The organism is Kribbella pratensis (assembly GCF_004366075.1).
GTDB lineage: Bacteria > Actinomycetota > Actinomycetes > Propionibacteriales > Kribbellaceae > Kribbella > Kribbella pratensis.
Window position 1 is genome coordinate 1458524 of the sequence record NZ_SODU01000001.1, and the last position, 12944, is coordinate 1471467.

General features: G+C 68.3%; 14 protein-coding genes. 6 read left to right on the forward strand and 8 right to left on the reverse strand.

Annotated elements, in window-relative coordinates; translation table 11 throughout:
• Positions 1-39: 39 nt before the first annotated feature.
• From EV137_RS06995 to EV137_RS07015, 5 genes are read right to left on the reverse strand one after another with little or no spacing between them, the layout of a single operon-like run.
• Entirely contained in the window at positions 40-999 is a 960-nt protein-coding gene (locus EV137_RS06995) for an ROK family glucokinase (protein ID WP_134127273.1), read from the reverse strand.
• Positions 990-1391, reverse strand: coding sequence for a hypothetical protein (locus EV137_RS07000; protein ID WP_134127275.1), 402 nt, complete (start codon positions 1389-1391; stop codon positions 990-992). The genes EV137_RS06995 and EV137_RS07000 overlap by 10 nt, the downstream gene beginning before the upstream one ends.
• Positions 1388-2692 (reverse strand): ArsA family ATPase, encoded by a 1305-nt coding sequence (locus tag EV137_RS07005; RefSeq protein ID WP_133998855.1) that lies wholly within the window; start codon positions 2690-2692, stop codon positions 1388-1390. The genes EV137_RS07000 and EV137_RS07005 overlap by 4 nt, the downstream gene beginning before the upstream one ends.
• 4 nt (positions 2693-2696) lie before the next feature.
• On the reverse strand, positions 2697-3128 hold the full coding sequence (locus EV137_RS07010) for an SRPBCC family protein (RefSeq protein ID WP_131342091.1): 432 nt from the start codon (positions 3126-3128) through the stop codon (positions 2697-2699).
• A 4-nt stretch (positions 3129-3132) separates the two neighbouring features.
• Positions 3133-3594: a polyketide cyclase / dehydrase and lipid transport gene (locus EV137_RS07015; RefSeq protein WP_133998858.1), complete on the reverse strand. Its 462-nt coding sequence runs from the start codon at positions 3592-3594 to the stop codon at positions 3133-3135.
• Positions 3595-3699: 105 nt separating this feature from the next.
• Here EV137_RS07015 and EV137_RS07020 point away from each other — a divergent pair, with 105 nt between their 5' ends.
• From EV137_RS07020 to EV137_RS40415, 6 genes are all read left to right on the forward strand, one after another.
• Positions 3700-5487 (forward strand): AMP-dependent synthetase/ligase, encoded by a 1788-nt coding sequence (locus EV137_RS07020; RefSeq protein WP_133998861.1) that lies wholly within the window; start codon positions 3700-3702, stop codon positions 5485-5487.
• A 93-nt stretch (positions 5488-5580) separates the two neighbouring features.
• Positions 5581-6495 (forward strand): ABC transporter ATP-binding protein, encoded by a 915-nt coding sequence (locus tag EV137_RS07025; protein ID WP_202870829.1) that lies wholly within the window; start codon positions 5581-5583, stop codon positions 6493-6495.
• Positions 6492-7256, forward strand: a complete 765-nt coding sequence (locus tag EV137_RS07030; protein WP_134127277.1) for an ABC transporter permease — start codon at positions 6492-6494, stop codon at positions 7254-7256. The genes EV137_RS07025 and EV137_RS07030 overlap by 4 nt, the downstream gene beginning before the upstream one ends.
• 24 nt (positions 7257-7280) lie before the next feature.
• A complete protein-coding gene (locus EV137_RS07035; RefSeq protein ID WP_134127279.1) occupies positions 7281-8516 on the forward strand; it encodes a sensor histidine kinase in 1236 nt (411 codons plus the stop codon).
• Positions 8509-9150 carry a response regulator gene (locus EV137_RS07040; RefSeq protein WP_134127281.1) on the forward strand — a complete coding sequence of 214 codons (642 nt, stop codon included), beginning with the start codon at positions 8509-8511 and terminating at the stop codon, positions 9148-9150. The genes EV137_RS07035 and EV137_RS07040 overlap by 8 nt, the downstream gene beginning before the upstream one ends.
• A gap of 58 nt (positions 9151-9208) precedes the next feature.
• Positions 9209-9634 (forward strand): STAS domain-containing protein, encoded by a 426-nt coding sequence (locus EV137_RS40415; RefSeq protein WP_370342332.1) that lies wholly within the window; start codon positions 9209-9211, stop codon positions 9632-9634.
• A 51-nt stretch (positions 9635-9685) separates the two neighbouring features.
• Here the strand turns inward: EV137_RS40415 and EV137_RS07050 are convergent, their stop codons facing one another.
• The 3 genes from EV137_RS07050 to EV137_RS07060 are packed head-to-tail and all read right to left on the reverse strand — an operon-like array spanning position 9686 to position 12846.
• Positions 9686-10591 (reverse strand): carbohydrate ABC transporter permease, encoded by a 906-nt coding sequence (locus tag EV137_RS07050; RefSeq protein WP_134127285.1) that lies wholly within the window; start codon positions 10589-10591, stop codon positions 9686-9688.
• Positions 10588-11490 carry a carbohydrate ABC transporter permease gene (locus EV137_RS07055; protein WP_133998880.1) on the reverse strand — a complete coding sequence of 301 codons (903 nt, stop codon included), beginning with the start codon at positions 11488-11490 and terminating at the stop codon, positions 10588-10590. Before EV137_RS07055 ends, EV137_RS07050 begins: the two co-directional genes overlap by 4 nt.
• 3 nt (positions 11491-11493) lie before the next feature.
• Entirely contained in the window at positions 11494-12846 is a 1353-nt protein-coding gene (locus tag EV137_RS07060) for an ABC transporter substrate-binding protein (protein ID WP_133998883.1), read from the reverse strand.
• Between the last annotated feature and the right edge of the window lie 98 nt (positions 12847-12944).

Sequence of the window (12944 nt, forward strand, 5' to 3'; positions counted from 1 at the left end):
CCGGGTCCAGTATCCCAGGTCAGGACAATCATCGGGGCGTCACAGCGTCGGGACCGGGCGCCGGGCCAGGTCGGCGGCGCCGATCAGGCCGGCGTCGTTGCCCAGCTCGGCGAGGGTGAACGGCGCGTGCGGGCGGTTGGCCTTGGCGGGCAGCACCTTCTCGAACGCCTGCACCGCGGACTTCATGATCAGATCCTTCGCCGCGCTCACACCGCCGCCGATCACGACCAGCGACGGGTCGAAGATCGTCGCCAGGCTCGCGACGCCCTCACCCAGCCAACGGCCCAGGTCGTCGAGCAACTCGACCGCGCACGGATCCCCCTGCACCGCCGCGTCGGTGATCATCGGGCCGGTCAGCTCGGCAGGGTCGGTGATCCCGCACACGCTCAGCATCTGCACCGCCGCCAGCGACCCCGACTCGGCCTGCGCCCTGCCCTCGCGCACCAGCGCCTTGCCGGAGGCGTACTGCTCGAGGCAGCCGCGAGAACCGCACCCGCACCGGTGTCCACCGGGTACGACGCGCATGTGGCCGAGCTCGGCCGCCACGCCGTGGGCGCCGCGCAGCATCTCGCCCTCGATCACCACGCCGCCGCCGATCCCGGTGCCGACCGTGATGCAGACCATGTCCTCGACGTCCTTGGCCGCGCCGAACGCGAACTCGCCCCAGGCCGCCGCGTTCGCGTCGTTCTCGACCACGACCGGGACCTTCAGCTGCTCCGTGACGCGTGCGCCGAGCGGCTCGTCCCGCCAGGCCAGGTTCGGCGCGAACAGCACCGTCGACCGGTCCGAGGAGACGAACCCGGCCGCGCCGATCCCGACCGCTTCCACGGCGTGGTTCGCGATCAGCTCGGCGGCCGCGTCGCAGATGGCCGCCGCGGTGGCGTCGACCGAGTCGGCCGGGGTGTCGCGATGCGTGCGCGCGATGATCGCGCCGTGCTCGTCGACCACGCCGGCCGCGATCTTCGTACCGCCGACGTCGATGCCGATCGTCAGTCCCATGGTTCGGGGTCCTCACTCACGTCGATCCGGTCCACCCGGGACCGAGTCGATTCTTGGGCCGCTTCCTCCTCCGGTGGCGAGGAGCGCGACGCTGCGTCCTCCCGCGTCTGCCGGGCCGCGTCCGCGGCGGCCTCCAGCAGAGACCTCAGTGAGCCGAGCACGTGCGCGGCGGCTGTCGACAGCTGCTCGATCGTCTCCGGGCTGGTGTTCCGCACCCGGTGGATCAGCTGACAGACCGGGCACCACACACAGTCGGGACCCAACTTGTGCTCGTGCTCTCCAGTGTCATGCTTGGCCTCGTCGGCAGGCGGCGCGTCATGGGCAGCGTTCTGCAGTACGGCGAACAGCTTCGCCGCCTCCTCAGCGACCGAGCCGACCGGTTCTTTCGTCACCGCGCCGCCTCGCGACGGGTCAGCGCCTCGTGGTACTCGGCCGCCAGGCCCTGTGCCAGCTCCTGGGCCGACTCGAGCGGCCCGGATCCGCTCGGGACCTCGGGAGTGACCGGTCGCGCGACCTCCCGCGGCGAGAACCGCACCTGCAACCGGCCTTCGTCCAGCCGCGCGCCCGCGACCACGCCACGCGCCAGGGCGGCGGGCAGCGGCAGCACCCGGCGGTACGACCCGACGGTGATGATCAGCTCGTCCCCGTGCCGCGCGAGCTCCAGCTCGTCGGCGGATGCCAACGGCAACGGCATCGTCAGCGTGTACGTCCGCCCGTCGGTGTCGATGTGGCGATCCACCCAGAGCGACGTGTCGTCCGTGGCGCGCGCGAACGGGTCGTCCCCGCCGTACATCTCCACCGCGAACGCGGCCAGTTCCTCGACGCCGACCGGCTCACAGACGCGGTACGGCGACTCCCAGATCGGCAACGGCCGGAACGAGTCCGCGACCTCCTCGAGAATCCCCCGCTGCGCCGCAACCCACTGCCGGCGCCACGTGTCGGCCCCGGCGGCCGGGAAGACCCGGTTCGCCACGACACCGTCCACGCGGTACCCGTACAGCGACAGCCGGGTCAGCGACCGCCGGGCCTCGGCGACCACGACTGCCTCCGGCGTCAGCACCAGCCGCACCGAGGCGTCCGGTCCGGCCAGCAGCGTGCGGATGTCGGACAGGTCGGCCTGCAGGCGCCGCAGCGCGTCGAAGACCGTGTCGTCCGGCATCGGGATGCTCGACCCGCGGCTCAGGAACGGCCGGAACGTCCGCATCATCTTGCGCTCGGCGTTGAAGATCCGTTCGAGGTACCAGTTCAGGGCCTCGGGCAACGCCAGCAGCCGCAGCGTCTCCGCGGTCGGGGCGCAGTCGACGACGATCACGTCCCAGCGGCCGGACCGGACGTGGTCGCGGACCTCGAGCAGCGCGAGCACTTCCTCGGCGCCAGGGAGCACGGTCAGCTCCTCGGCCTCGACCGGGTCGACCCCGACCATGTGCAGCACCGACCGCAGATACGCCTGGATGTCACCCCAGGACCGCTCGAACTTGCGCTGTGCGTTGATCTGCTGGACGAACAGCAGGTCGTCGATCTCGGTCGGCTCCGGTCCGACCTCGGAGTCGAACGCGTCCGACAGCGAGTGCGCGGCGTCCGTCGACAGCACCAGCGTCCGCAGCCCGCGCAGTGCCGCGAGCGTGGCCGTCCCCGCGGCGGAGGTCGTCTTGCCGACGCCGCCCTTACCTGTGTACAGCAGTACCCGAGTCACTGGATCAGGACTCGACGCGCTTCTTGAGGCCCTTGAGGGCCGTGTCGATGATGACCTTCTCGGCCTTCCGCTTGAGCATGCCGATCATCGGGATCGCCACATCCACAGCCAGCCGGTACGTCACCTCGGTCCCCTCGGCTCCCAGATCCTTCAGGACGTACGCGCCGTCCATCCCCTTCACCATCTTCGCCTCGACCAGCGTCCAGGTCACCTCGTTGCGGGACCAGACGTAGGCCAGCGTGTACTCGTCGGAGATCGCGCCGGCGTCCACCTTGAACCGCACCTTGTTCGGCCGGCCGGCCTCGTCGGTGGACAGCACCTCGGTCTCCCGCATCGAGTCGGCCCATTCCGGGTAGGCCGCGAAGTCCGCGATCACCGCCATGATCTCTTTGGGGGTCGCGTTCACCTGGATGGTCGAGGTGGTCTGTTCCGCCATCGATTCACCTCTTCGCTTTGCCCGGGGTCTGCGGGACGACCGGACCCCCCGATGGGCCCGTGTCCTCCCCGGAGACTATCGCGGGATCGGATCCGGTACGGCGTTCGCCCGCCGCGCGGCCCGCTTCGAGTTCGTCCTTGAACGCCCACAGCCTCTCCCGGTACGCCGCGACGTACCGCTCCTTCAAGCGCTCGACCGCGCGGCCGCGGACCGGCTTCGCGGGATCGGCCCGCAGGTACCAGTGCACGACCACCCCGTCCCGGACCGCTTCCAACCACCATTCCGCCGTACCGATCGCGGCGCCGGTGACCACCCACCGGACCCCCTCGCGACCGCGCCGCTCGGACGGCGTCAGCGTGAGCTCCGGCCACCACTCACGCCAGAGGGTGTCCGAACCGAGTCGCTCGGCGACGTAGGCTGGATCAGCAACGACCAGGTCGTCGCAACTGATGTCGAGCAATGGCATGGCTAGAACCTAGTTCCGTGGGTCACATAAACCTGGCTACTTGTGGGTAGGTGACTGTAGCGTGCGCCGGAAGTCGACAATTCGGGACCGACTGAGGAGACGCGGATGCGTGAGTACACCGTTCCTGCTGTGACAGAACCGCCCACCGGGAGCCTGAGCGACCCGGTGTGGGCGAACGCGTCCTCTCATCCTGACACCGCGGTGTTCAGCCGCCGTACAGGGTCGACCTGGACCGATGTCACCGCGGCGGAGTTCGCGCAGCAGGTGACCGGCGTCGCGAAGGGCCTGATCGCGGCCGGGGTGAAGCACGGCGAGCGGGTCGCTCTGCTGAGCGCGACGCGCTACGAGTGGACCCTGATCGACTACGCGATCTGGAGCATCGGCGCGGTCACCGTGCCGATCTACGAGACCTCCTCGACCTCGCAGATCCAGTGGATCCTGACGGACTCCGAGGCGGTCGTCGCCGTCGTCGAGAACGCGACCCACGGCGCGGTCGTCGAGTCCTCCCGGGCCGAGGCGCCCGCGCTGCAGGAGGTCTGGCAGATCGAGGCCGGCGCCGTCGACCAGCTCACCGCGCTGGGTCAGGACGTCACCGACGCCGAGTTCGACAAGCGCCGCTCCGCGGTCGCGCCGTCCGACCTCGCGACTCTGATCTACACCTCCGGTACGACGGGACGCCCGAAGGGCTGCAAGATCAGCCACTCGAACTTCCTCGACGAGCTCGGTCCCGCGGTGAAGATCCTCGACGACCTGTTCGACACCACCGGCGCGAGCACCTTGCTGTTCCTGCCGCTCGCGCATGTGTTCGCCCGGATCATCCAGGTCGGCTGCGTGATGAAGCGGGTCAAGGTCGGGCACACCGCCGACGTGAAGAACCTCGTCGAGGATCTCGGCGCGTTCCGGCCGACGTTCATCCTGAGCGTGCCGCGGGTGTTCGAGAAGGTGTTCAACTCGGCCAGCCAGAAGGCGCACGCCGACGGCAAGGGCAAGATCTTCGACGCTGCCGCGGAGACCGCGATCGCGTACTCGCAGGCGCAGGACAAGGGCGGCGCCTCGTTCGGCCTGAAGGCCAAGCACCTGCTCTTCGACCGACTCGTCTTCGGCAAGCTGCGAGCAGTGCTCGGGGGCCGGGTGCAGTACGCCGTCTCGGGCGGCGCCCCGCTCGGGGACCGGCTCGGGCATTTCTTCCGCGGTATCGGCGTACCGGTCCTGGAGGGCTACGGCCTGACCGAGACCACCGCCGCCGTATCGGTGAACCTGCCCGACGACCTCCGCATCGGCACGGTGGGCCGGCCGCTTCCTGGTGTGACGGTCGGTGTCGCGGACGACGGTGAGCTGCTCTTCAAGGGCGGCCAGGTGATGCAGGGCTACTGGAAGAACGACGAAGCGACCGCGAACGCGATCGACGCGGACGGGTGGTTCCACACCGGCGATCTGGGCGAGTTCGATGTCGACGGGTTCATCAAGATCACCGGCCGGAAGAAGGAGATCCTGGTGACGGCCGGCGGGAAGAACGTCGCGCCGACGATGCTCGAGGACCAGATTCGGCTGCACCCGCTGGTCAGCCAGTGCATGGTCGTCGGCGACGGCAAGCCGTTCATCGCGGCGCTGATCACGATCGACCCGGAGAACATCGTTCCGTGGGCGACCGAGCGGGGGAAGCCGACCGACCCGGCGGCCCTGACCCAGGACGCCGACCTGATCGCCGAGGTGCAGAAGGCGGTCGACGACGCGAACGCCTCGGTCTCGCACGCCGAGGCGATCAAGAAGTTCTCGATCCTCCCGATCGACTGGACCCAGGAGTCCGGCGAGCTGTCGCTGAAACTCTCGTTGCGCCGGCACATCGTGATGGACAAGCACGGCGCCGACGTCGAGGCGCTCTACGCGAAGTAAGAAGTTGTAGCCGCGGCATCACCCGAATGGCTGATGCCGGGACCAGCTCGTCGGGCGATGTGCGGGCGGTACGCCGTCCGCGAAGCTCGACGTATGACCAGTACATCTCCCATCGTCGAAGTCAGCAGCCTGCGCAAGGCGTACGGCGGGCGCGCTGTCGTCGACGACGTGTCGTTCACTGTCGACGAGGGCGAGATCTTCGGGATCCTCGGGCCGAACGGCGCCGGTAAGACCACGACCGTCGAATGCGTCGAGGGGCTGCGCATCCCTGACGGCGGGCGGATCCGGATCGCCGGGCTCGACCCGGTCGCCGATCATGCCGCCGTTACGCAGGTGCTCGGCGCGCAACTGCAGGAGAGCGAACTGCAGGCCAAGCTCACGGTCCGCGAAGCCCTCGAGCTGTACGCCGCCCTGTACCCGAACCCGGCCGACTGGCGGCCGCTCGCCGAGCGACTCGGCCTGACCGGCAAGCTGAACACCCGGTTCGGTGCCCTCAGTGGTGGCCAGAAGCAACGACTGTTCATCGCGCTCGCGCTGATCGGCAACCCGCGCGTCGTCGTACTGGACGAGCTGACCACCGGTCTCGACCCGCGTGCCCGGCGGGACACCTGGGAGATCGTCGAGGACGTCCGCGCCGGCGGCGTCACCGTCCTGCTGGTCACGCACTTCATGGAGGAAGCGCAGCGGCTGTGCGACCGGATCGCCCTGATCGACACGGGCCGGATCACCGCCCTCGACACCCCGCAGGGGCTGATCAGCCGGACGGCGGGCTCCACGATCATCTCGTTCACCCCGTCGGCGCCGCTCGACGACGCGGACCTGGCCGCGCTGCCGGCGCTCGCGTCGATCGAGGACAAGGACGGCCGGATCACCCTCGGCGGATCCGACGAGACCGTCACCGCGCTGCTGTCGCTGCTCGCCCGGCACCGCATCACCGCCCACCAGCTCCGCGTCACCGACGCCACCCTCGACGACGCCTTCCTCGATCTCACAGGAGCCACCAAATGAGCACGATCACGGCGGTACGCCGTCCTTCGCCGCGAACCGCCGTACTGCGGGCCGAGGCGCGACTGTTCCGCCGGGAGGCCGGCAGCTTGTTCTGGACACTCGGCTTCCCGCCGCTGCTGCTGGTGATCCTCGGGTCGATCCGGAGCTTCCGGAAGTTCGACGAGGGGCTCGGGATGCGGGTCATCGACGTGTACGTGCCGACCCTCGTCCTGGTCGCGCTGATCGTCACCGGCCTGCAGGCGATGCCGCCGGTGATCACCGGCTATCGCGAACGCGGCATCCTGCGCCGGATGTCCTTGACCCCGGTCCGGCCGTCCGCGCTCCTCACCGCACAGATGGGGCTGAACGGCGCCGCGGGTGTGCTGTCCGCGCTGGTCTGCCTGACGATCGGTCGCCTCGCGTTCGACGTACAGCTGCCGAAGCAGGCCGCCGGCTACGCGCTGGCGTTCCTGCTCACGGTCACCGCAGCGCTGGCCCTCGGCGCTCTGATCTCGGCGCTCGCTCCGACCGCACGGCTCGCGGCCGGCATCGGCATGGTGGTGTTCTTCCCCAGCCTGTTCTCCGCCGGCCTGTGGGCTCCCGTGCAGTCGATGCCGCACACGCTGCGGGAGATCGTCGTACTTCTCCCGTTCGGTGCCGCCTCGCAGGCGCTCGAGCAGGCCGCGGCCGGGCACTGGCCGGCCTGGTCCCATCTGGGCGTGCTGACCGCGTGGGCGGTGGTCCTGACGGCGGCGGCCGCACGATGGTTCCGGTGGGAGTAGGCCCGGTTCGTGCACACTGGACGAGTGACAACGGCGGACAGCGACCTCGATCGGCACGAGGCGGCGTTCCATCGTTGGGCTCCGTACTTCCTGCTGGGCCTCGGCTCCTTGCTGGCCCTGGCGACCGCGGACCAGATCATGCCGTCGAGCCGGGAGCAGATCACGGCATGCGTTCTGGTCGGCGTCGCTCTGCTCCTGCAGCTGTGGTGGAGCCGGAGCGGCCGCCTGCACCGCGGGCCGAATGCCGTGTCCGTGACGTACTACGTGATCCGCTGGGCGATCGCGGCCGTGCTGACGATGCTGAGCGGCTTCTTCGCGTTCTACGTGGCGGCGGGCTACTACGACGCCGACGAGGTGATTCCCGGCCGGAGGCGGCGGCGACTCGCACTCTTCGCCTGCTCGATCCCGATCGCCAGTGCGCAGACCGGAAGCTTCCCTCCCGAGGGACGCACAGGTTGGCTGGCCTTCGCCGGTCTGCTGGTCGCGAACAACGCTTTGGTGACCGTCGCGAAACACCTCGCCGACCAGCAGGAGGCACGGTCGACGGCGCGGGCCGTCACGATCGCCGAGCTCGAGCGGGCGCACGAGGAGAACGCCGCGTTGCAGGCCCAACTCCTTGTCCAGGCAAGGGAAGCGGGCATCGCGGACGAGCGGCGCCGGTTGGCCGCGGAGATCCACGACACCATCGCACAGGGGCTGACCGGCATCATCGCGCAACTCCAGGTGGTGGCGAACTCGTCCGACCCGGCGACCGTCAAGGCGCATGTCGGCCGCGCGACCGATCTGGCCCGGCACAGCCTGGGCGAGGCGCGCCGCTCGGTGCAGAACCTCGCTCCGGCGGGTCTGTCGTCCGACGGTCTCCCCGAGGCGCTTCGCAAGACCGTCGACCAGTGGTCCGAGCGGACCGGCGTACCTGCCGAGTTCACCCTGACCGGTACGGCGCAGCACCTGCACGGTGAGTTCTCGGCGACAGTCCTGAGGATCACGCAGGAGGCCCTGGCGAACGTGTCGAAGCACGCCGCGGCGACCCGCGCCGGCGTGACGCTCAGTTTCATGGACGACGAGGTGACGGTGGACATTCGCGACGACGGCAAGGGCTTCGATCCGCTGGCCCTCTCTGCCCGGACCGGCACCGGCGGCTTCGGCCTCGACGGGATGCGGGCCCGCGCCGAACGCATCGCCGGCTCTCTGACGGTCGAGTCCGAGCCAGGGTTCGGTACGGCGGTCTCTGCTCGCATACCGTTGGTGCTCGATGTCTGAGTCATCTGGGATCTCACTGCTTCTCGTCGACGACCACCCGGTGGTCCGCAACGGTCTGCGTGGCATGTTCGAGTCCACGCCCGGATTCACCGTGCTCGCGGAGGCGTCGAACGGCGTCGAGGCGGTCGAGCTGGCCGCGGACCTGACCCCGGACGTGATCCTGATGGACCTCCGGATGCCGGGTGGCGGCGGGCTCGACGCGATCACCGAACTGACCCGCCGCGGCATCCGCTCGAAGGTGCTGGTCCTGACGACCTGGGACACCGACACCGATACGCTGCCGGCGATCGAGGCGGGCGCCACCGGCTACCTGCTCAAGGACGCGCCGCAGGACGAGTTGTTCAACGCCGTCCGCCAGGCCGCGGCCGGTCGTACGGTGCTCTCCCCCGCGGTTGCGTCGCGGCTGGTGTCGGCAGTCCGCTCGCCGGCGCCGAGCCCGTTGGCCGCGCGCGAACGGCAAGTCCTGGAACTGGTCGCGAAAGGTACGTCGAACCGCGACATCGCCCGCGAACTGTTCATCAGCGAGGCCACGGTGAAGACCCATCTCAGCCATGTCTTCACCAAGCTCGGTGTCACCGATCGTGCCGCAGCCGTGGCCAAAGGCTACGAGCAGGGAATCCTCGGTCGCGACTGACGAACGCTTGAACTTCGACGTGCCCGCAGCGCAGGTTAGCCGCGGGGTACTGGGACGCATGAATCCACCCCGTGCGATCAGGTCCGCCCACCGACCGGCAGCGGCGAGCGGACCATTCGTCTGTAGCTGGAGCGCTGTCGGCGACTGTGCGGTCGTCCGGGTGGCGGGCACTGTCGACGTCCGGACCGCCCCCACTTTCGCGCACGAACTCCAGCACGTGATCACCACCAAGCTGCCGCGCCTCGTCGTCGACCTGCGACGCGTCACGGCGATGGAGGCCACCGGCCTCGACGTTCTCGCCGACGCGCACGAACTGGCGGTCCGGCACGGCGGCTGGTTGCGCGCCTCCGGAGCCGGCCAGTGGCTGGCCGACCTCACCCGTGCCACCGGCGCCGGCCGGCCACTCGATCACTATCCCACCTTGGCGGAAGCGCTCCCGGCGTACCGGCCGGCGATCAGCGGGCTCACCTCCCACGCCACGTAGTTCGCACGTCCGGCATCGCCCGACGGGCTGATGCCGGACGTGCGATACCTGTCAGGTCTTGGAGCCGGACAGAGCGATACCTTGCACGATCTGGCGTTGGGCGATGATGAAAATCAGCAGCATCGGCAGCGCCGCCATGGTCGTGGCCGCCATCAGGCTCGTCCAGTCGGAGGAGTAGGCGCCCTTGAACTGGTTGACCACGAGCGGAATCGTGAAGTTCCGATCGCTGTTCAGGAAGATCAGCGGAGAGAAGAACGAGTTCCACTGCCCGAGGAACACGAAGATGCCGAGCGCCACGAGTGGGGTACGCAGCAGCGGCAGGATGATGGTCGTGAAGATCCGGACCCGCCCCGCGCCGTCGATCGAGGCGGCTTCCTCCAGCTCCAGCGGAATGCCGCGGACATATTGGCGCAGGAGGAAGACGCCGAAGGCGTTGAACAACGACGGCGGGACGATCAGCGCCAGATGGGTGTCGATCCAGCGGAGCTGCCCCATGATGACGTAGAGCGGGATCACGGTCAGCTGGAACGGAACCATCAAGGTGGCCAGGAAGACGCCGAAGATCACTTTTCGACCCGGAAAACGGATCCGCGCGAAGGCGTAGGCGGCCATCGAGCAGGTGATCAGGGTGAAAACCGTGACCAGGCCGGCGATATAGACACTGTTGAGGTACGCGCGCGCGAAGTCGGCGCCCTGCCACGCGGTGACGAAGTTCTGCGGCTGCCAGACCTTCGGCAGCAGCTTCGGCGGCTGGGCGAAGATCTCGTCCAGCGGCTTCATGGCCGAGAACAACATCCACAGGAACGGCACGAACATCACCAGCGAGCCCGCGACCAGCAGCAGGTGCAGCGGAATCCAGGACGGCTTGAACCGCCCCCCGCCCAGGCCATGAGAAGTATTCTTTCGACGCGCCGCCTCGAGGTCCCGGGCGGCGATCTCGCTTGATGAGGAAGTCATTCGGTGTAATGCACCCATCTCTTCTGAGCAAGAAACTGGAGACCGGTCAGGGCCAGCAGGACGAGGAACAGGTACACCGCGATGGCCGCGGCGAACCCGAACTTGAACTCACGGAAGGCGATGTTCACGATGTCGTACACGATCGTGTGGGCGTTCGCCGGCGCTGTGGTGTCGAAGAAGAAGTAGATGTAGTCGAACACCTGGAAGGACCCGATGATCGAGGTGATCGACAGGAACAGGATGGTCGGCGACAGCAGCGGCACGGTGATCTTGCGCAGCTTCTGCCATTCCGAGGCGCCGTCGATGTCGGCGGCCTCCATCAGGGTGGGCGAGATGTTCTGCAGACCGGCGACGAACATCACGATCATGTAGCCGAGGCCCTGCCAGATCGACACCAGGACGATCGCAGGGATCGCTGTTCCCGGATCCTGCAGCCAGTCAGGTGGGTTGGGCACCCCGAGCGACTTCAGCAGCGCGCTGATGGGACTGATCTCAGGGTTCAGCAGCCAGAGCCAGATGGCGCCCACCGCGACGGTCGACGTGACCTGCGGCGCGAAGAAGAAGATCCGGTAGAACGGCGTCAACCGACCCGCCTTCTGAATGAAGAACGCGAAGAAGAAGCCGGTGATCAGCAGTCCGGGGACCTGGAGGGCGGTGAACCACGCGGTGTTCAGCCAGGACTGCCGCAGCTGCTCGTTCTGCCAGACACCGATGAAGTTCTGCAGCCCGACGAACGTGCGCGAACCCAATCCGTCCCAGCTCGAGAACGACAGCACGATGGCGAAGACCAGGGGACCCACCATGAAGGCGATCAGGCCGATGAGCTGCGGGGTGAGAAAGGCGTATCCCCACAGCGCTTCGGTCCGCCGTCTGCGCTTCACATCGACTGCGAGCGCCATGTCTCACTTCCCGTTGTTGATGTACTTGCAGATCTTGTCGGCCCAGACCTTCGCGCTGTCGCCGGCCTTGATCGACTTGTCCATCTCGGTGCCGAGGTTGGCTCCGACCTCCGCCTTGGACGCGATGGCCGACGGGATGGCGTAGCCGTTCTTGGCGGTGTCCGTGAACCAGGCACAGTGCTCGGGCTGCTTGTTCTCCAGCACGACCTCGTCCAGACCCGAGACGGACGGCACGGCGTTGCCTCCGCCGGAGAGCCGGGCCTTCTGACCGTCCTTGTTGACGAACCGGGTGGCGAAGTACATCGCGGCTTCGGGGTCCTTGGCCTTGGCGTTCACGGCCATGGCGGCGGTGTAGACGATCACCGGCGGGACGGTCTTCCCGTCGGCGGACGCGAACGGCGCGATGTCGTAGCCGAACTTGAGCTTCTTGAGGTTCGGGAGGATCCAGCGTCCCACCTGGCAGCTGGCGAGTTGCTGGCTGTAGAACAGGGCGTCGATGGCCTGCCCCTTCGGCAGCGACCCGCCGTACGTGATGTTGCCGCTGGCCATTCCCTCCCAGAGCCACTCGAGGGTCTCCATCGACTTCGCGTCCTCGTTGAAGATCATCTTGTTGCCCTCGACGACCTTGCCGCCGAACGCGGTCATCCAGCTGAGCATGGGGCCGAAGCCGCCTTCCAGCACCATGCCCCGCTTGCCGGTGGCCTTGATCTTGGTCAGGAAGTCGTCGACGGCGTCCCGGTTCCAGCCGCCGGATTCGTGCAGCTGCGCGGGGTTCTTGGTGATGCCGGCGGCCTCGCACATGTCCTTGTTGAACCAGAACACGATCGGGTTGCAGTCGACGACCAGCCCGTAGGTGCCCGGGCTGCCGTCGGCAGGCTTGCACCAGCCCATCAGGTTCGGATACAGGTCGTCGATCTTGACCGGCGCGTCCGGCTTCGACGTGAACTCGGTGAAATCGGCGACCTTCTTGGACTGGATGAGCCGTTGCATGCCGGAGTCCTGCACGTAGAAGACGTCCGGAGCACTGCTGCCGGCGAGCTGGGTGAGCAGCTTGGCGCCGTAGTCGCCGACCACCACCTGGAAGGTGACCTTGGTCCCGTGCGCGGCCTCGTAGTCCTTCGAGATCTGCCGGAACCGCTCGGCCTCGCCCGGGTTCGCCCACGAGGCCCAGGTCACGGTGCCGCCCTTGCCTCCCGCGCCGCCGGCGCCGTCCTTGCCGGCGGCCGAGGTGCCGCCCGCACTACCGCCGGCGCAGGCGGTGAGCACTGCGCTCGACCCCACTCCGGCAAGGGCCGCACTGGCCAGGAAACTACGACGTGTAATCGGTCGCCCGAAGGGCCCTTCATTCATCGGCATGACAGTTCTCCTTCTCATGGTTCGGTTTTCGGCAGACGGCCACACCGGCGAGGTCGGAGCTGAGAGCCGGCCCGGCGGCTCCTCGAAGAAGGCGGATA